Source organism: Pedobacter kyungheensis, assembly GCF_000812965.1.
Taxonomy (GTDB): domain Bacteria; phylum Bacteroidota; class Bacteroidia; order Sphingobacteriales; family Sphingobacteriaceae; genus Pedobacter; species Pedobacter kyungheensis.
This window is the reverse complement of sequence record NZ_JSYN01000005.1, coordinates 153,759-172,599: the sequence shown is the minus strand read 5'-3', so window position 1 is coordinate 172,599 and position 18,841 is coordinate 153,759. Positions and strand designations below refer to the sequence as shown.

At 39.5% G+C, this 18,841-nt stretch carries 19 protein-coding genes; 1 reads left to right on the top strand and 18 read right to left on the bottom strand.

Annotated elements, in window-relative coordinates:
* The first annotated feature begins 286 nt into the window (after window positions 1–286).
* Complete coding sequence (locus OC25_RS06300; RefSeq protein WP_039473014.1) at window positions 287–1,972, top strand: SUMF1/EgtB/PvdO family nonheme iron enzyme; 1,686 nt, start codon at window positions 287–289, stop codon at window positions 1,970–1,972.
* An 80-nt stretch (window positions 1,973–2,052) separates the two neighbouring features.
* Here the strand turns inward: OC25_RS06300 and OC25_RS06295 are convergent, their stop codons facing one another.
* The 18 genes from OC25_RS06295 to OC25_RS06210 form a co-directional block, all read right to left on the bottom strand.
* Window positions 2,053–2,553: an acyl-CoA carboxylase biotin carboxyl carrier protein subunit gene (locus OC25_RS06295; protein WP_039473012.1), complete on the bottom strand. Its 501-nt coding sequence runs from the start codon at window positions 2,551–2,553 to the stop codon at window positions 2,053–2,055.
* A gap of 3 nt (window positions 2,554–2,556) precedes the next feature.
* The gene (locus tag OC25_RS06290; RefSeq protein ID WP_156131410.1) at window positions 2,557–3,141 is read right to left on the bottom strand and encodes a DUF4159 domain-containing protein; all 585 of its coding nucleotides are present in this window, start codon (window positions 3,139–3,141) and stop codon (window positions 2,557–2,559) included.
* A 118-nt stretch (window positions 3,142–3,259) separates the two neighbouring features.
* A complete protein-coding gene (locus OC25_RS06285; RefSeq protein WP_039473010.1) occupies window positions 3,260–3,964 on the bottom strand; it encodes a 16S rRNA (uracil(1498)-N(3))-methyltransferase in 705 nt (234 codons plus the stop codon).
* Window positions 3,965–3,972: 8 nt separating this feature from the next.
* Window positions 3,973–5,283, bottom strand: coding sequence for a hemolysin family protein (locus tag OC25_RS06280; protein ID WP_039473344.1), 1,311 nt, complete (start codon window positions 5,281–5,283; stop codon window positions 3,973–3,975).
* 116 nt (window positions 5,284–5,399) lie between these two features.
* On the bottom strand, window positions 5,400–5,951 hold the full coding sequence (locus OC25_RS06275) for an inorganic diphosphatase (RefSeq protein WP_039473008.1): 552 nt from the start codon (window positions 5,949–5,951) through the stop codon (window positions 5,400–5,402).
* Window positions 5,952–5,953: 2 nt separating this feature from the next.
* Window positions 5,954–6,613, bottom strand: coding sequence for a DedA family protein (locus OC25_RS06270; protein WP_039473005.1), 660 nt, complete (start codon window positions 6,611–6,613; stop codon window positions 5,954–5,956).
* 47 nt (window positions 6,614–6,660) lie between these two features.
* Window positions 6,661–8,034 (bottom strand): NADH-quinone oxidoreductase subunit N, encoded by a 1,374-nt coding sequence (locus tag OC25_RS06265; protein ID WP_039473001.1) that lies wholly within the window; start codon window positions 8,032–8,034, stop codon window positions 6,661–6,663.
* Between the two features lie 3 nt (window positions 8,035–8,037).
* Entirely contained in the window at window positions 8,038–9,501 is a 1,464-nt protein-coding gene (locus OC25_RS06260; protein ID WP_039472999.1) for a complex I subunit 4 family protein, read from the bottom strand.
* A 20-nt stretch (window positions 9,502–9,521) separates the two neighbouring features.
* Window positions 9,522–11,426 (bottom strand): NADH-quinone oxidoreductase subunit L, encoded by a 1,905-nt coding sequence (gene nuoL / locus OC25_RS06255; RefSeq protein WP_039472996.1) that lies wholly within the window; start codon window positions 11,424–11,426, stop codon window positions 9,522–9,524.
* Between the two features lie 13 nt (window positions 11,427–11,439).
* Window positions 11,440–11,769 (bottom strand): NADH-quinone oxidoreductase subunit NuoK, encoded by a 330-nt coding sequence (gene nuoK, locus OC25_RS06250; RefSeq protein WP_039472993.1) that lies wholly within the window; start codon window positions 11,767–11,769, stop codon window positions 11,440–11,442.
* Window positions 11,769–12,272 (bottom strand): NADH-quinone oxidoreductase subunit J family protein, encoded by a 504-nt coding sequence (locus OC25_RS06245; protein WP_039472991.1) that lies wholly within the window; start codon window positions 12,270–12,272, stop codon window positions 11,769–11,771. The genes nuoK and OC25_RS06245 overlap by 1 nt, the downstream gene beginning before the upstream one ends.
* Before the next feature lie 136 nt (window positions 12,273–12,408).
* Window positions 12,409–12,912 carry a NuoI/complex I 23 kDa subunit family protein gene (locus OC25_RS06240; RefSeq protein WP_039472989.1) on the bottom strand — a complete coding sequence of 168 codons (504 nt, stop codon included), beginning with the start codon at window positions 12,910–12,912 and terminating at the stop codon, window positions 12,409–12,411.
* 2 nt (window positions 12,913–12,914) lie between these two features.
* The gene (gene nuoH / locus OC25_RS06235) at window positions 12,915–13,952 is read right to left on the bottom strand and encodes an NADH-quinone oxidoreductase subunit NuoH (protein WP_039472985.1); all 1,038 of its coding nucleotides are present in this window, start codon (window positions 13,950–13,952) and stop codon (window positions 12,915–12,917) included.
* Window positions 13,952–14,962 carry an NADH-quinone oxidoreductase subunit G gene (locus OC25_RS06230; RefSeq protein WP_039472983.1) on the bottom strand — a complete coding sequence of 337 codons (1,011 nt, stop codon included), beginning with the start codon at window positions 14,960–14,962 and terminating at the stop codon, window positions 13,952–13,954. Before OC25_RS06230 ends, nuoH begins: the two co-directional genes overlap by 1 nt.
* 68 nt (window positions 14,963–15,030) lie before the next feature.
* On the bottom strand, window positions 15,031–15,570 hold the full coding sequence (locus OC25_RS06225) for an ORF6N domain-containing protein (protein WP_039472981.1): 540 nt from the start codon (window positions 15,568–15,570) through the stop codon (window positions 15,031–15,033).
* 103 nt (window positions 15,571–15,673) lie between these two features.
* Window positions 15,674–17,041, bottom strand: coding sequence for an NADH-quinone oxidoreductase subunit NuoF (nuoF, locus tag OC25_RS06220; RefSeq protein WP_039472979.1), 1,368 nt, complete (start codon window positions 17,039–17,041; stop codon window positions 15,674–15,676).
* A 73-nt stretch (window positions 17,042–17,114) separates the two neighbouring features.
* Window positions 17,115–17,630 (bottom strand): NADH-quinone oxidoreductase subunit NuoE family protein, encoded by a 516-nt coding sequence (locus OC25_RS06215; protein ID WP_039472976.1) that lies wholly within the window; start codon window positions 17,628–17,630, stop codon window positions 17,115–17,117.
* Complete coding sequence (locus OC25_RS06210; RefSeq protein WP_039472974.1) at window positions 17,623–18,837, bottom strand: NADH-quinone oxidoreductase subunit D; 1,215 nt, start codon at window positions 18,835–18,837, stop codon at window positions 17,623–17,625. Before OC25_RS06210 ends, OC25_RS06215 begins: the two co-directional genes overlap by 8 nt.
* Window positions 18,838–18,841 lie beyond the last annotated feature (4 nt).

The window sequence follows — 18,841 nt, the reverse complement described above, 5'->3', positions numbered from 1 at the left end:
CCATATTACAGGCCGATCCAGCGTTGAAACATTACACCTACAACACTGATATCAAATTCTTAAAAAATGGAAGGTCACCTCAACAAAACAGCTCATTATCTCGCTTATTTATAATTATTTAGCAAAAATTGCAAAGAAAAAATAAACAGACACAATACGCAGAAAAATAATACGTTATGGCTTAAAAATATATTAGATATTTTATTGTCACATTATTTATATATTCATTTAAATTTGTTTAATTTTATCGGTTGAAAGGCCATTAGGCTATATCCCGTTGCTTTATATGAAAAAACTAATACTATATTCTTTTACTTGTTTATCATTAGCCGCCATGCTTTCGGGCTGTAGCTCTAAAGGTGGTAACAGTTCTAGTAAAACAGGTATTCCCTATGCAGATAGGAAAAGTAAAAAGAACCAATCTGGTGCTTTTGCTGTAGCTACGCAATACAAGCGTGCACCAGGGCCCGGTTTAATCCCGATTGAGGGTGGTGTTTTGGTCGTTGGTGGCAGTGCCATTGAAGTACCTGGTGTTGAGCCCAACATCTACAACTACAAAAGACAGGTTACCGTACCCTCTTTCTACATGGACGAAACCGAAGTTTCCAACACCGATTGGTTAGAGTATTTACACTGGATCAGGTACAACTACCCTGAAGATCGCGAATATTATTACAACGAACTTCCTGATACTTTGGTTTGGCGCCGTGCTTTATCTTATAACGAACCTTACGTAGATAACTACTTAAGGCACCCTGCCTACCGCGATTACCCTGTTGTAGGTGTATCCTGGGAGCAAGCTTCTCGCTACTGCGAATGGAGAACTTCGAGAGCAAATGAATTTATCTTGCGTGAAAAAGGAATCTTAACCGACTACAAAACTTTAGCTGGCGGAAATACAGGCAAGAACAACAATGCTACTGCTGCAGCTACCCAAAGGCCAGATAAACCATTTAATACTGATGCCTATTTAAATGGTCAGTATGATGATAAAGGTAAAAATGCACCAGTCGATTACAACACCAAATCAGGTGCAGCAACTACTACTGCAGGTGCAGCCGGAGCTACAGGTGGCGGTAGGAACAGTCAGCCAAGAAGAAATGCAACATTAGAAGACGGCGTAATTATGCAGCCATACCGCTTACCAACAGAGGCTGAGTGGGAATATGCGGCATTAGGCTTAATTGGTAATACTGAATACGAAAACATTAACCAAAACAAAATTTACCCTTGGAATGGTTTGGGTGTTAGCTCTGCCAAAAAGAAAACCAGAGGTATGATTCAGGCCAACTTTAAAAGAGCTCCCGGAGATTATATGGGTGTGGGCGGTTCTTTGAATGATAAGGGAGATTTAACTGTACCGGTTATCCAATATACACCAAACGATTTCGGTTTGTATAACATGGCCGGAAACGTGAACGAATGGGTAAACGACGTTTACAGAACAGGTACATTTACTGATGCAGATGCTTTTAACCCTTATCGTGGTAACTATTTTACCAATAAAAAATTAGAAGACTCGCAAAGTGGTAAAATTGCACTTGATAAATACGGCAATCCGATTAAGGAAAACGCTTACTCGGGCAGGAAACAAACCTGGGCTGAAAAACAAGCGCAAACCAAACGTGCTGATTCAATTTCTAAATCAACAGATCCTCAGGGAGCCACCGCTTCTACAAGCTATCAGGCCGACCAGAGAGGTTATCGCGACAGACAAAACACTTTACTTAACGATGAAGGTGTAACGTTGGTTAACGATAAATCGAGAGTATATAAAGGTGGATCATGGAATGACATGGCTTACTGGTTAAACCCGGCAACCCGTCGTTTTATGCAGCAGGATGAATCATCGGCTGAAGTTGGTTTCCGTTGTGCCATGACAATGCTTGGTGCACCTGAAATTAGCACAGCAGGAAAAAGAAGCTTTAAAAACCCTCCGCAAAAACCTTACAGGGTAAGCAGAGGTAAATAAAATAAAAAGTCCCGGTTGTTAAATCGGGACTTTTTTTATGCTTAAGAGGTGCTGAAACAAGTTCAGCATGACGCTAATAGTTATTTAAATTGAACCAGAACCTGGTTCTTTTCTACTTTATCACCCTGCGTTATCAAAATCTTTTTTATGATGCCATCCGTGGAAGATTTCAGGATATTTTCCATCTTCATGGCTTCTAAGATCAGCAGGTTATCCCCTTTTTTAATTTCGGCATTTTCTTCAACCAGAACTTTTAATACCAAACCGGGCATGGGTGCTTTAATTTCTGAGACTTTATTTGCAGCAAGGTTATCGAGACCGAGTTTTTTCAGTAATTCATCAAACTGATCTTCGATACTAATCTGATAAGTATTGCCGTTAACTTTTATACTGCAGGTTTTCTCAGCTTTGTTTACCTCAACAATTTCTGTACGGAAAGATTTATTTTGATACAAAACATGAGCATGGGTACCATTTATTTCGCTTAAATCAAGCTCAACTGGCTCACCATTTACTGCAATAGCCGAGTCTTTATGGTCTACCTCGAATAAAAACTGATCGTTTACTTTTACTTTATACATGTTTTATTGGGTTAAAGCATATTGAACCAGATTAGCGCCCATTTTAAGCGCTTTAGATCGCGTTTCTTGCGTGTCTTCAGGGTATGTGCCAAAATCTTCCCAGCCGTTCCCTAAATCGCATTCATAAGTGTAATAACACACCACTCTTCCTTTATAGATCAGCGCAAATCCCTGCGGACGCTTATTATCATGCTCATGTATTTTGGGTAAGCCTGCCGGAAATTTAAATTTTTGGTTATAAATGGCATGGTTAGCTGGTAATTCGACAAAACTCAATTCAGGAAATACCTTTTTCATTTGTGGCCTGATAAACTTATCCAGCCCGTAATTATCATCAATATGCAGAAAACCACCTCCAATTAGGTATTGCCTTAAATTTTTAATATCCTGATCGCTGAAGACTACATTACCGTGCCCTGTCATGTAAACAAAAGGATAATTAAACAATTCTTTCGAACCTACGTCAACAATGCTCTCTTCTGCATAAAAATTAGTTTTCAGGTTAGCGTTGCAAAAAGCAATCAGGTTTGGAAGCGCAGTACGGTCTGCATACCAATCACCTCCCCCGTTATACTTGAGTTTAGCCATGCGGTAGGTTGGCGGAATGAAAGCGAAAAGACCAAAGACTAAAGCTGAAAGACCAAAGCCTACAGCCAATGTCCTGAACTTCGGAAACTGAAAATTTAAGGTTGAAAACTTCAAAAGCTTATCGGTTAAGGTAATTGATTTCAAAACAAACAGCCAGCGCAGCGGTTTCGGTGCGCAACCTGTTATCACCTAAAGTTAGTGCTTTAAAGCCTTTGTTCAAAGCTAAATTCACTTCTTCTGGTGTGAAATCTCCTTCAGGGCCGATTAAGATCAGATATTTTTGATGTGGTGCAACAAGCTGAGCGATATACCGCTTCTCCCCTTCATCAATACAATGTGCCATTAATTTTTCGCCATCAAAAGGCTGTTTCAAAAAAGCATCGAAAGAAATGGCATCGTTCAATTTGGGATGGTATGCTTTTATTGATTGCTTTACCGCAGAGGTAATTACTTTATTTAAGCGATCTTCTTTTACTATTCTACGCTCAGATCGGTCGGTAATGATGGGTGTAATTTCATCGATGCCGAGTTCGGTAGCTTTCTCCAGAAACCACTCTATGCGATCGATATTTTTAGTAGGTGCTACAGCAATGTGCAGGTAATGGTTCCGTTTATGAAATTCCGTTTCTACCTTTAATATGGATAAAGCAACTTTTTTCGGGTTATCGGAAGTAATTTCGGCAGTATAGAAACCACCCTTACCATCAACCAGATTAACTACAGCACCAACGGTTAAACGGAGTACACGAACGCAGTGCTTGCTTTCTTCTTCGTTAAGCGTATAAGTATTGGAGGTAATATCTGGTGTATAAAAAATATGCATGGTTGAAATTAATGATTATCAACCATATCTGTTTCATTAATTACCAGTTCGAGCTTAACAGTTTCGATATTTTGCTCTGTTTTTTTAAGAATGGTAAACAAATAACCATAAGATTCATTGCTTTCGCCAACTTCAGGAATACGCCCAAAAACATGCGAAACCAAGCCACCAATGGTGTCGAAATCTTCATCTTCAGGTAAATCGTGAGGCAGGTGCTCGTTTACATCGTAAACGGTTGCAAAGGCATTCACAATAAATTCGTTATCAGATACTTTTTCTACCAGTGGTTTTTCTTCGTCGTACTCGTCCTGAATTTCACCTACCAGTTCTTCAACAATATCTTCTAAGGTTACCATACCGGCAGTTCCGCCAAACTCATCCAAAACAATGGCAATCTGAATGCGGTTGCTTTGCAGCTCGCTCATCAGATCATTAATTTTTTTGGTTTCTGTTACAAAATATGGTTTTCTGATAATGTCTTTTAAAGTCCAGTGCTGATTGCCGGCCGCAACCAAAGGCAAAATATCTTTGGCATGGATAATACCTACGATTTTATCCATAATATCATCGTAAACCGGCAAACGTGAGTATCCTTCTTTGATAATCGTGTCGATTACTTCCTCTTTACCGGAAGTAAGTTCGATACCCGAAATTTTGGTTCGTGGCACCATGATGTTCTTTACCACACGCTCGTTAAAATCGAATACGTTTTTAATCAACTCGTGCTCATTATTATCAAGTGCACCGCTTTCTTTACCCTGATCGAGTAAATACTGAAGTTCTTCTGTACTGTGCAGAGATTCGTGACCACCGGAAGTATCGATACCGAATGGTTTTAGAATTACAGCAGCCAGACTGTTTAAAGTCCAGATTGCCGGTCTGAATACCACATAAAACAACTGAAGTGGTAACGATACGAATAAAGTGGTGGCTACAGGTCTTTGTATGGCAAACGATTTTGGGGCAAGCTCGCCAAAAACAATGTGCATGATCGTAATTAACGAGAAAGCTACAATTGTAGAGGCGGTGTGAATGGTAGCATCGCTAAGCCCCCACTCTAAACTATCGAAAAGGTTTTTAAAGATGGTATGCATAACGCCTTCACCAACCCAACCTAAGCCCAGTGATGCAAGCGTTATACCCAGCTGAGTGGCGGCCAGATAGCCATCCAGGTTATGGATGATACTCTTGGCCATTTTACCTACACGGCTGCCCGATTTAGCTTTAATTTCTATTTGTGATGCGCGAACTTTTACAATGGCAAACTCGGCTGCCACAAAAAAACCGTTTAAAAGCACCAAAAACAAGGCGAAAAACAAACGCCAGCCTACTGATCCGGTATCAGGTTCCTGTAAGGCTACAAGAACTACATTGGGGGTTGGCAGTATTGTACTTAACGCTGAATTTAAAAACAAACAGACCGTGGGTAAATCCATTAAGCTAATTCTCTAAATGTTGTGTTATAAAGTTCTATGCTTTCTTTAATTACTTTATGCGCATAACGAACACCTAATAAATGTTCGATGGTTACATTTTTATCTTCTAATGCCTTGTAATCCTGAAAGAAGCGAACAATTTCTTTCATTTGGTGCGGAGGTAACTGATCTAAATCGTTGATGTAGTTAACCGACATATCGTGCGCAGCTACAGCAATAATTTTATCATCCTGCTCTCCGTTATCAACCATGTGCATTACACCTACCACTTTAGCCTCGATTAAGGTCATTGGGTATACGTCTACTGAACAAAGCACCAGAATATCTAAAGGATCTTTATCATCGCAATAGGTTTGCGGAATAAAGCCATAGTTAGCCGGATACATAACTGATGAAAAAAGAACCCTATCCAATTTAATCAGACCTGATTCTTTATCTATTTCGTATTTTGCTTTTGAACCTTTTGGAATTTCAATAATTGCGTTTACAATTTCCGGAACGTTGTTTCCTGGAGATACGCTATGCCACGCGTGATGATCGTCTTTTATCATTTCTAATTTAAATCTGTTTTATCCTCTTCCGGACCTTTCACTACTTTACTTTTTACAAAGGTAATTAATAATGGTATAGTTGTGATAAGGATAAAGCCAATAATAATATATAATAGGTAATCGTTAATTTCTTTTTCAAAGCGGCGACCTAAAAAATAGCCCAGTAAAGTGAGTGAACAGATCCAAAGTGTTCCGCCAACAACATTATACAATGCAAATTTTTTAAAGTCTAATTTTACAACTCCGGCAAAAATAGGAGCAAAAGTTCTTACAATTGGCACAAAACGCCCCATAATCAGTGCAAATGCGCCTTGTTTATTATAGTAGTCTTCGGCAGCTTTTAAGTAGCGTTTCTTAAAAAAGAAGCTATCTTTTCTGGTGTACAATACCGGCCCGGTTTTGCGCCCGAACCAATAACCCGTAAAATTACCCGAAATTGCCGCAACACATAAACCAGCCAAAAGCACGGCAATATTTACATCAAGTTTACCGGTAGCAACAAACATGCCAGCCAAAAACAGTAAATAATCGCCCGGGAGAAAAAAACCAAAGAACAGGCCTGTTTCTGCATAGATTACGAATACAACGAGATAGAAACCGCCCTCCCTCAATAATTTCTCGGGATCAATTAGCTGATGCAGGTAGTTCCAAAAATCGTGCATATTCAATTATTCGTAAAACTACAAATAATTATTAAACAACAGCATACCTATATCAGGTTTAAAATTATTGCAGGGCAGATACCCAAAACAAGCGTAATTGCTACTGAAACCAATAGTACCACTTTGTATTGTGCAGGCGTTGAAAGTACAGTTTCACTACCATCTTTAAACCACATGGCCACAATTACCCTGAAATAATAATAGAAACCAACCAAAGCATTTAAGATTGCAAAGGCTACCAATAAGGTTTTATATTCAGTCATTACGTTCAGGAACATCAGGTATTTACCTATGAAACCAGCGGTTAATGGGATACCTGCTAATGATAACATGGCAACAGTTAAACACAATGCCACCAATGGATTTTTCTTTCCTAAACCGTTAAAACTTTCAAAGCTATCGCTACCTGTTTTCTGTTTAACCAGAATTAATACCGCAAAGGCAATGATCGATGCAAAAGTATAAGCAGCAGCATATACCAATACGTTATTGCCAGAATTTTTAGTTATAACTATTAAAGAGAACAATAAGTACCCTGCATGCGAAATACTTGAGTAAGCCAGCATACGTTTAAAGTTCTTTTGGAATAGGGCTGTTACGTTACCGATGAATAAGGTAAGGCATACAATAACGATTAAAGGCATTACCCAAAACTCGTGTAAAGGCTCAAGAGGTCCGGCAAACAAACGCAAAAACGCCGCAAAACCAGCAGTTTTAACTACCGTACTCATGAAGGTGGTGATTAAAGAAGGTGCGCCTTCATAAACATCCGGAGTCCAGAAGTGGAAAGGTGCCGCACCGATTTTAAAGCACAAACCAATCATCATGAGGATTACCCCAGGATAAAAGATTGGTGAAACTGAAGTGCTATTATTTACCAGATAAGCCTGGATTTTATCTAAATCGAAAGAACCCGTAGCACCATAAATTAAGGTAATACCAAACAACAGGAAGCCTGTAGAAAAGGCCCCCATTAAGAAATATTTTAACGAAGCTTCATTTGAGGCAAAATCCTTTTTCCGGATACCAGCCAGAATGTATAAACTCACCGACATGATTTCAAGCCCAACAAACAGCATGGCCATGTTTTTATACGAAACCATCATAATCATTCCCGCCAGGGCGAAAAGGATTAAGGTATAGTACTCGGCAATGTTATCGCTTTTAGCGTGAAAATAGTTTTGTGTTAATAAGAAAATCAAAAGTGTACCTACAATACAAACGCCAGAAAATGCAAGTGCAAAATTATCCGTCTGCATCATTCCGAAATGAACTGCGTTGCCTCCCCAGGCGCAAAAAGTAAAGCCCAAGGCAGTAAGTAAGCCAACAACGGTAAGCGGCAATAATGCTTTATTTGCTTTAAACAAACCTGCATAAAGTACAATAAAAGCTGTTATACTAATGGTTATTATAATATTCATTGCTTATTTTACTGATGTTAATTTTTGATTTACCTGTTCTAATAAATGTTGTACAGATGCCTCTGTTAAGTGCAATAATGGTTTTGGATAAACACCCAGAACGATAATTAAAGCACAGATCAAATAAAGGACAAATTTCTCTGATCCCTGAATATCACTGAATGTGATGGTTAATTCGTTTGTTTTGCCCAGCATTACGTTCTGATACATGCGCAACATGTAAACAGCACCGAAAATGATGGTTAAGCCTGCAATTGCTGCAGCCCAGATGCCTACATTGTACACGCCCATTAGCAATAAGAATTCTCCAATGAAACCGTTTGTTCCTGGTAAAGCCACTGTTCCTAAAACAATAATCAGGAAAGTGATAGCTAATTGTGGTGCTGCTTTGGCAATACCGCCCAACTCTTCTATTTTATTGGTTTTAACGCGCGAGAAAATAATATCCAGTACAAAGAATAAACCTACCACATTAATACCATGGCTCAGCATCTGCACCATTGCGCCCTGCATACCTTGCTGGTTTAAAGCAAAAATACCTGCAGAAATTAAACCTACGTGGCCAATTGAAGAATAAGCGACCAAACGTTTGGCATCTTTTTGTGTAAAAGCAATTAACGATGCATATACAATACCAATGATAGACAAACCAATAGCTACGCACGACCAATCCTGAACACCTGCAGGTACAATTGGCAATAACCATCTGATTACGCCATAAATACCCATTTTTAACATAATACCTGATAATAACATAGTACCTTGCGTAGGTGCTGCAGTATAAGTGTCAGGCTGCCAGGTATGGAAAGGGAAAACCGGCATTTTAATGGCAAAAGCAATAAAGAAAGCCCAGAAAATCCATCCTTGCTGTGCTGCATCAAGATTTAATGCATAAAAAGCCGAGATTTCGAAATTGTGTGCCGGGTTTTGCAGATACAGGTAAATAATACCCATTAACATAAATAAAGAACCTGCAATGGTGTACACAAAAAACTTCATGTTAATGCGAACACGGTCTTTTCCACCCCAGAAAGCACAAATAAAATAAATAGGGATTAATGCTGCTTCCCAGCCAATATAGAAAAGGAAAGCATCTAAGGCAGTAAACACCAACAATAAACCGGTTTGCATAAATAAAATCAATGCATAAAAAGCAGCCTGATTTTTATAATCGTGTTTATAGCTTGAAAGGATAATAATAGGGATTAATAAGTTGGTTAATAAAACCACCAACATGCTGATTCCATCGATACCGGCATGGAAATTAATGCCCAGATCAGCAATCCATGGTAAATTTGCTTCGAACTGTGTACTTGCATTCGGGATGAAGTTACAGGCGATAAACAAAGCCAGCCCTAAAGAAACTACCGAAAATACGGTCGAAACTATTTTAGCCGACTTACCTGCAAATGCTGTAATAATAGCACCCGCAAGCGGAAGAAATATAAGTAGTAAAAGTTGTTCCATTATTTATTTTTGAACCCTTTTTATAATATGTAACTAAATGTATAGATCAATAACGCGATGATACCAAATACCATCATAAACAGGTAGAAACCTACGTTTCCGCTCTGTAATAAGCGAAGGCCTTTACTTGCCTCGTTTGTGCTCCATCCTAATCCGTTTACAATGCCATCAATAACCTTATTATCGATGATGCGGTAAAAGAATTTAGAAAGAATATCCAAAGGTTTGGTAATGATGAAATCGTAAATCTCATCCAAATAAAATTTATTATATGATAATTTCGCTAAAGCCGAACGCGGTGCTTCATCAGCAACCGGAACATGCGCACCTTTTACATATTTAGTATAAGCATACAATAAAGCAATAACTGCAGCCACAACCGAAGTACCCATTAAGGTCCACTCTGTTGAATGGCTTAAATCCAGTTCATGTTGTGCAACACCTGCACCTGTTAACCAGTGTGCTAACCACTCGTTACCACCAAAAACATGTGGTAAGTTAATGGCACCACCAATTGCAGCCAGAACAGCCAAAATTACCAAAGGTAGGGTCATTGCAGCTGGCGATTCATGGATATGACTTTCTGCATGGTGCGTTCCGCGGTATTTACCAGAAAAAGTAAGAAACATCATCCTGAACATATAGAACGAAGTTAAGAATGCGGTTAGCACGCCAATTCCCCAAAGAATAGGACTTGACTGAAAAGCATGCGCCAAAATTTCGTCTTTAGAAAAGAAACCAGAGAATGGTGGTAAACCTGCAATTGCGATAGTACCAATCATCATGGTAGCAAATGTAGTTTTAAGTTTGCTTTTTAATCCACCCATGTGACGCATATCCTGCTCGTGGTGCATAGCATGAATAACGGAACCAGCTCCTAAAAACAATAAAGCTTTAAAGAATGCGTGGGTTAATACGTGGAAGAAGGAGCCTGTGTAAGCACCAACACCTAAGCCTAAAAACATATAGCCCAATTGAGATACTGTTGAGTAAGCCAATACTTTTTTGATATCGGTTTGGGTTAAGGCAATAATAGCTGCGATTAAAGCGGTTGCTGCACCAACAATAGCAATGATGTGCTGGGTTAGCGGAGCAAGATCAAATAATACGCTCGAACGGGCAATCATGTAGATACCTGCCGTTACCATCGTTGCTGCGTGGATTAACGCCGAAACAGGGGTTGGTCCGGCCATCGCATCCGGTAACCAGGTAAACAAAGGCAATTGTGCCGATTTACCGCAGGCCCCGATAAATAATAAAATGGTAATTAGGACTAATTTATTATCGCCTGGCAACATGTTAGCTGCCTGAGGGAAAATTTTTGAGAATTCTACACTTCCGAAGAAATTGAAGATTAAAAATACACCCAGTAAAAACCCCAAATCGCCAATGCGGTTCATTACGAAAGCTTTTTTGGCTGCCGATGCATAAGCGCTGTTGGTGTACCAGAAACCGATTAACAGGTATGAACATAAACCAACGCCTTCCCAACCGATAAACATTACGATATAGTTTGAACCCAATACCAATAAAAGCATGAAGAATACAAACAGGTTCAGGTAACTGAAAAATTTACCAAACCCATCGTCGTCGTGCATATAACTGGTAGAATACAGGTGGATTAAAAATCCAATTCCGGTGATAATCAACAGCATGATCGAGCTTAAAGGATCAACCAGGAATGATAAAGGAATATGTAATGCGCCTGCGCTAATCCAATCAAATAAAAATACTTCGTGAGCTTTTTGGGTATCGCCTTGTAAACTAAAGAAAATAACTACGCTGATGATGAAAGAAGCTAAAATAACGCCGCTTCCGATGATTCCAACAAGTCCTTTAGATAAAGATTTTCTGCCTAGTCCGTTAATTACAAAGCCTAAAAAAGGAAGTAACGGAACCAACCAAATCAATTGTTCTATTGTCATTCTTATTATATATTTACCACTTAAGGCGATTTAAAACATTAATATCTATCGATTTCGTATTTCTGTATACCATTACAATAATGGCTAAACCTACAGCAACTTCTGCAGCTGCCAGGGCCATAATGAAGAATACAAAAACCTGTCCCGAAGGATCGTTGCTATGCACAGAGAAAGCCGTTAAAAGCAGGTTAACTGCATTTAACATCAACTCTACCGACATAAAAATTACGATTGCATTTCTGCGGGTTAACACGCCAATTACACCAATAGTGAAAATAATTGCACTTAAATAGATGTAATGATTTAGCGGCACACCTGCCATTTGTGTAGTTAAATTTTCCATTATGCTTCTACCTCATCTCTTTTAGATAATAAAACGGCTCCAACCATTGCTGCCAACAGTAATAGAGATGATAATTCGAATGGCAATAAGAATGGTCCGAAAAGCTCTTTACCTAAGTTTTCTACCAAACCTAATCCCGGATTTTTTAAAATTAACGGACTGCTGATACTTGCTGCCTTTAACGAACCGATTAAGGTTACAATTAAGCAACCACCGGCAATTACGCCCACAATTTTAATTAATGGCGATTTTGATGGCTCGGTATCCTTGTTCAGGTTAAGGAGCATCAGTACGAAAAGGAACAATACCATGATGGCCCCCATGTAAACAATGAAGTTTACCACAGCCAGAAATTGTGCATTCAGCAATACATAATGTACCGTGAAAGTGAAAAAGGTAAGAATTAAGTACAATACACTGTGGATTGGATTTTTCGCAAAAATCACCATCAGTGAAAAGAGGATACTTAATGTAGCTACGAAATAGAATACTTGTGTACTCATTAATTTGTTTTTTGTTTATGTTCCATGGTTTATATCATCATAAACCAGTATTTATATTTCGTTCTGTAAAAACACAAAACGGTGCTTAAAGCCATTTTAATTGTTTAGTCCTTCGACAGGCTCAGGATGACAACAATTATTTTTTCATCTCTAACGGAGCTTCAACCAGCTTATCTTTTCCGTAAATGAAATCTTTACGTAAATAATCGGCAGGTACAATTGGTCCGTCTAAATAAATAGCTTCTTTAGGGCAGGCTTCTTCACATAATCCGCAGAAAATGCAACGCAACATGTTAATTTCATAAGTTGCTGCGTATTTTTCTTCGCGGTATAAATGTTTTTCTTCCGGCTTACGTTCTGCAGCAATCATGGTAATCGCTTCAGCAGGGCAAGATAAAGCGCATAAACCACAGGCTGTGCAACGCTCTTTCCCGTTCTCATCGCGCTTAAGCGAGTGCATTCCCCTAAAGTTGGTCGAGAATTCGCGTTCTACTTCCGGATATCTTACTGTTGCCTCTTTTTTGAATAAGTGGCTAATGGTGATGCCCATTCCCTTAACAATTGCCGGAAGGTACATCCGTTCCATAAAGCTCAGCGGCTTTTGTTCCAGTACTTTTTTCTTATTACTTAATGATTCCATAATTAAAACTTCTCAATAATCGCAATCACAATTCCAGTTATTATAATGTTGGCAATGGCTAAAGGAATTAAGCCTTTCCAACCCAAATTCATCAATTGATCGTAACGGAAACGCGGGATAGTCCAACGTACCCACATGAAGAAAAAGATGAAGAATACTATTTTTCCGAAGAAAATGGCAGTACCAAACAACGGTGCCCAAGTTGGTCCCCAGTGTGCAGCAATCCAATCCATACCCGGGTAGTTATATCCACCAAAATATAGCGTAGCCATTACTGCCGATGAAACAAACATGTTGATATACTCGGCAAATAAGTAGAAACCTAATTTCATTGATGAATACTCAGTATGATAACCACCAATCAGCTCGGTTTCACACTCCGGCAAATCGAATGGTGCGCGGTTGGTTTCCGCAAAAGAACATACCATGAATATCAGAAAGCCCAATGGCTGATACCACACATTCCAGTTAAGGCCATGTTGTTGTGCAACAATTTCCTTTAAGCTTAGCGTATTCGTCATCAGCAATAAAGCAATGATAGATAAACCCATTGCAATTTCGTAACTGATGTTTTGTGAAGCCGCACGGATAGCACTTAACAAAGAGTATTTGTTGTTAGATGCCCAGCCACCAATCATTACGCCGTAAACACCAAGAGATACCACGCCAAAAATGTACAAAACACCAACATTGATATCGGTAACTTGTAATGAAACGGTTTTTCCCGCAATTAATACCGGTGTTCCCCAGGGAATAACTGCGGTACCGATACAAGCGCATAGCAGTGCTAAACCCGGACCAACAATAAATAACCATCGGTTAGAAGTTGTAGGAATAATCTCTTCCTTCATAAACATCTTTACCCCGTCGGCAAGTGGTTGCAAAATCCCAAATGGACCAGCTCTGTCCGGACCTAAACGATCTTGTAAAAATGCTGCAACCTTACGCTCAGCATAGGTAGAATACATGGCAATTACCAAACTGATAGCGAAGATTACCACTACCAGAATAAATTTTTCTATAATAAAACCTGTATCCATTAGTATTTTACTGTTTTATGTAATTCAATTTCGTTTGCAGCCTGCAATGCCGGGTTGGGCTTAATTACCGGCAATGGTTTTAATGTTTCGTAGTGGTTAGATGCAATTACCGAAGTATCATCAATATGCGTTGGGTGCTCAATAGTCCAGTCGGATGTTGCTTTTTTATCAAAACGGCAGGTATTGCAGATAAACTCTTCTACTTCACCAAACTGATCTTTACGCGCGGTAACACGTATAACATCTTCTCCTTTGTACCAAAGGGTTACCTTACCGTTACACTTTTCATGATCGCAATTGCGGTGTGCATCAACTGGTTTGGTAAACCAAACACGGTTTTTAAAACGGAAAGTTTTATCTGTTAAAGCACCAACTGGGCAAACATCAATTACGTTTCCTGAGAAATCGTTATCAACGGCCTGCTGGATATAAGTAGAAATTTCTGAATGATCGCCACGGTTTAAGATACCGTGAACACGTTTGTTGGTAATCTGATCGGCAGTGAAAACACAACGGTAGCATAAAATGCAACGGTTCATGTGTAACTGGATCTTATCGCCAATATCGATACGTTCGAAAGTACGGCGTTCAAACTCATAACGTGTTTTTTGCAAACCGTGCTCGTAACCTAAGTTCTGTAAATCGCACTCTCCAGCCTGATCACAAACCGGGCAATCTAAAGGGTGGTTAATCAACAAGATTTCGACTACACCTGCGCGTGCTTCCAAAACTTCGGGCGAAGTAATGTTAAGCACTTCCATCCCATCCATTACAGTTGTACGACAAGATGCAACCAATTTTGGCATTGGGCGAGGATCTTTCTCCGAACCTTTTGTTACCTTAACAATACAGGTACGGCATTTACCACCACTGCCTTGTAACTTAGAATAATAGCACATGGCTGGCGGAACAATGTCACCCCCGATTTGCCTTGCAGCATTCAGGATGGTTGTTCCGTTATCAACCTCAACTGTTATCCCATCTATCGTAACCTTAACTTTTTCACTCATGGTTAATGATATTCTTTTATTGCTTTATCTCACATTGGTTTGTTTCTCCACGAACCAATTCAATTATATTATTTCCCTCCCGGGATTTTATAACCAATTTCTTTTCTTGGTTGTTGCTTTTGTTCTAGTAGTTCATCAAAATACCTGAAGATTACTTCAATATTTTTATCCTGATTATCTACTTTCTTTTTAATCTTTTCTACTTCTAATCTTATTTCCGTATTACTTAAAACCATGGTTCTAAGTTGTACAAACACATCAATAATCTTAATACTTACCTCTACCGCACGTTTACTTTTTAAAACGTTTGATAGTTGCAAAATACCATGCTCGCTAAACGCAAACGGAAGATACTTTGAATACTTTCCTTGTTCTAAGGTCGCAAATTGCGACCTTAGAACCTCGTTTTCTTCTTTTGTAAGTTCGAACATAAAATGTTCCGGAAAACGCTCTATATTCCTTCTAACTTGTTCTTTTAATCTTTTAGTCTCAACGCCAAAGAGTTCTGCTAAATCCGAATCCAACATCACCTTAACTCCCCGAAAAAGATATATTTTATTAATAATTACTTCGTTTGGGATAATTACGGATGTTAATTCTTCTTTCATTTACATATTCATGGTATTAAGTTAAACTTTCTTAAGGTCAAAAAATGTGACCTTAAGATTTATTTCTTGCTTTTGTTTCGTGAACACACGAACCGAGGCGCTTTTATTTTTCTTCCGTTACCGGAGCTTTTTCAATCGGATTTGCATAGTTTGCCAAACCGTAATTCTGGCTCTGGCTCTTCACCGGCTCTTTAATATGCCACTCAAATTCATCTCTGAAATGACGGATAGCACTTGCAACCGGCCATGCTGCTGCATCACCTAGCGGGCAAATGGTATTTCCTTCAATTTTACGCTGAACATCCCATAACAAATCTACATCATCCATGGTACCATGTCCGTGCTCAATTTTGTGCAGGATTTTTTCCATCCAGCCAGTGCCCTCACGGCATGGCGAACATTGTCCGCAACTTTCGTGGTGATAGAAACGCGAAAAATTCCAGGTATTGCGTACAATACACTGATCTTCATCAAAAGCGATAAAACCACCAGATCCCAACATGGTTCCGGTAGCAAAACCGCCTTCAGCTAATGATTCGTAACTCATTAAGCGAGGCTCGCCATTAGCATATTTTAAGGTTAAATTAGCGGGTAAGATTGGCACAGATGAACCTCCTGCAACAGTTGCTTTCAGACGTTTTCCGTTAGCAATACCACCACAATATTCGTCAGAGTAGATAAATTCTTCTACCGGTAAACCCAGTTCAATTTCGTAAACACCTGGTTTTACTAAATTACCAGATGCAGAGATTAATTTGGTACCTGTACTTCTGCCAATACCGATTTTAGCATATTCATCGCCTCCATCGTTAATAATCGGCACAACTGCAGCGATCGATTCTACATTATTTACTACAGTTGGACAACCGTATAAACCCGCAATTGCCGGGAAAGGTGGCTTAATACGAGGGTTACCTCTTTTACCTTCAAGTGATTCTAACAGAGCGGTTTCTTCACCACAAATGTAGGCCCCACCGCCAGGCTGAACATATAATTCTAAATCGTAACCTGTTCCCAAAATGTTTTTACCTAACCATCCTGCAGCCTTTGCTTCAGCAATTGCTTTTTCCAGGATGCGGATCTGAGGCATCATCTCTCCACGAACGTAGATGTATGAAACCTTAGCACCTAAAGCAAAACTCGAAACAATCATGCCTTCAATTAAAGCATGCGGAATGTAAGTCATCAGGTAACGGTCTTTGAAAGTTCCCGGCTCAGACTCATCGGCATTGCAAACCAAATAACGGGCAACACCTTCCGGCTTAGCCAAAAAGCTCCATTTCATTCCTGTTGGGAAACCAGCACCCCCGCGGCCGCGCAAGCCTGATTTCTTAACTTCTTCAACAACTTCTTCTGGTGTTAAAGTTTTAAGGGCTTTTTCAACGGCACGGTACCCGCCTTTTTGGCGATAGACCTCAAGTGTATTGATGCCTGGTACGTTTATATGCTCAAGTAATAATTTGCGACTCATTATTTTTTAGATGTGAGATGTGAGACGTGAGATGTGCGACAGCCGCCTTATCTCAAATCTCAAATCTAGTTTCTCAAATCTTGTTCTTTAAATCTTCAATCAGTTTATCTACACTTTCGGTAGTTAAGTTTTCGTAGAAAGTATATTCCGGGCTAATTTGTAAAACCGGACCGAAACCACAGGCCGCCAAGCATTCAACTCCTCTAAAGCTGAAAAGGCCATCTGCAGTTACTTCACCTTCTTTAACGCCTAACTTATCTTCTAAGTGGGTTAATATTTTTTCGGCACCTACCAGGCAGCAAGGCCCTGTACGGCAAACCTCCAGTGCATATTTACCCTGAGGTTTTAAAAAGTACATGGTATAAAATGTAGCTACCTCGTACACTTCAATCGGCTGAATATTTAAATATGCAGCTACTTGATCCATTGCCGATGTTGGTACCCAAAGAAATTCGGCCTGCACCAAATGTAATAAGGGTAGCAAAGCTGATTTTTGTTTTCCTTCAGGATAACGGCTTTTTATTTCATCAAATTTGGCCAGCAATTCTGATGAAAAAGTTACAGGTGTTTGTTCTTCTACTTTAAGCATCTAATTCTCCTGCAATAATGTTCATACTACTCATGTTGATAATGGCATCAGACAATAACATGCCCTCGCTCATTGGCGCAAACATCTGGTAATTTATAAAACTTGGTCTGCGGAAGTGTAAACGGTATGGGGTACGTCCGCCATCATTGATCAGATAGAAACCTAACTCACCATTACCACCTTCTACAGCATGATATACTTCTGCTTTTGGTGCATCAATTTCGCCCATCACAATTTTAAAGTGATAGATTAATGCTTCCATATTATTGTAAACTTCTTGTTTTGGAGGCAGGTAAAATTCAGGAACATCGGCATGGAAAATACCTTTTTCTTCTGATTTTAATTTCTCCAAAGCCTGCTCAATAATGCGTACACTTTGCCACATTTCCTCATTACGAACCAAATAACGGTCGTAAATATCGCCACTGGTACCAACGGGAACCTCGAAATCGAAATCCTGGTATGAAGAATACGGATCACTTACGCGCACATCGTAATCTACACCAGTAGCACGTAAAAGTGGACCTGTCCAGCTGTACTCTAAAGCAGTTTCTTTCGTTACTTCTGCAACACCCGCAGTCCTGTCGATAAAGATACGGTTGCGGGTTAACAGGTTTTCGAACTCTTTTAATGCCGCAGGAAATTCTTTTAAGAATTTATTGATTTTGGCAAAAGCGATATCATTGAAATCTCTTTCAAAACCGCCAATACGGCCAATATTTGTGGTTAAACGTGCACCACAAACCTCTTCAAAAATCTCGTAAATGTGTTCACGGAACTGGAAAAGGTAAAGGAATGTGGTGGTAGCCCCTGTATCCTGACCAATAATCGTGTTACAGATAATGTGATCGGCAATACGCGAAAGCTCCATTACAATTACGCGCAGATAATCTACACGTTTTGGCATTTGGATATTCAATAACTTCTCAACCGTCATGTGCCAGCCCATGTTGTTAATAGGCGAAGAACAATAGTTTAAACGGTCGGTAAGTGGTGTAATCTGATAAAATGGGCGGTGCTCGGCAATCTTTTCGAAAGCACGGTGAATATACCCAATAGTTGAAACGCCGCTTACAATACGTTCGCCATCTAATTGCAAAACGTTTTGAAAAACGCCGTGGGTTGCAGGGTGTGTTGGGCCTAAATTTAAGGTTACCAGCTCACTTTGCGGGTCGTTATCTGTAAATACCGGATGGTTATGATTCATAAAA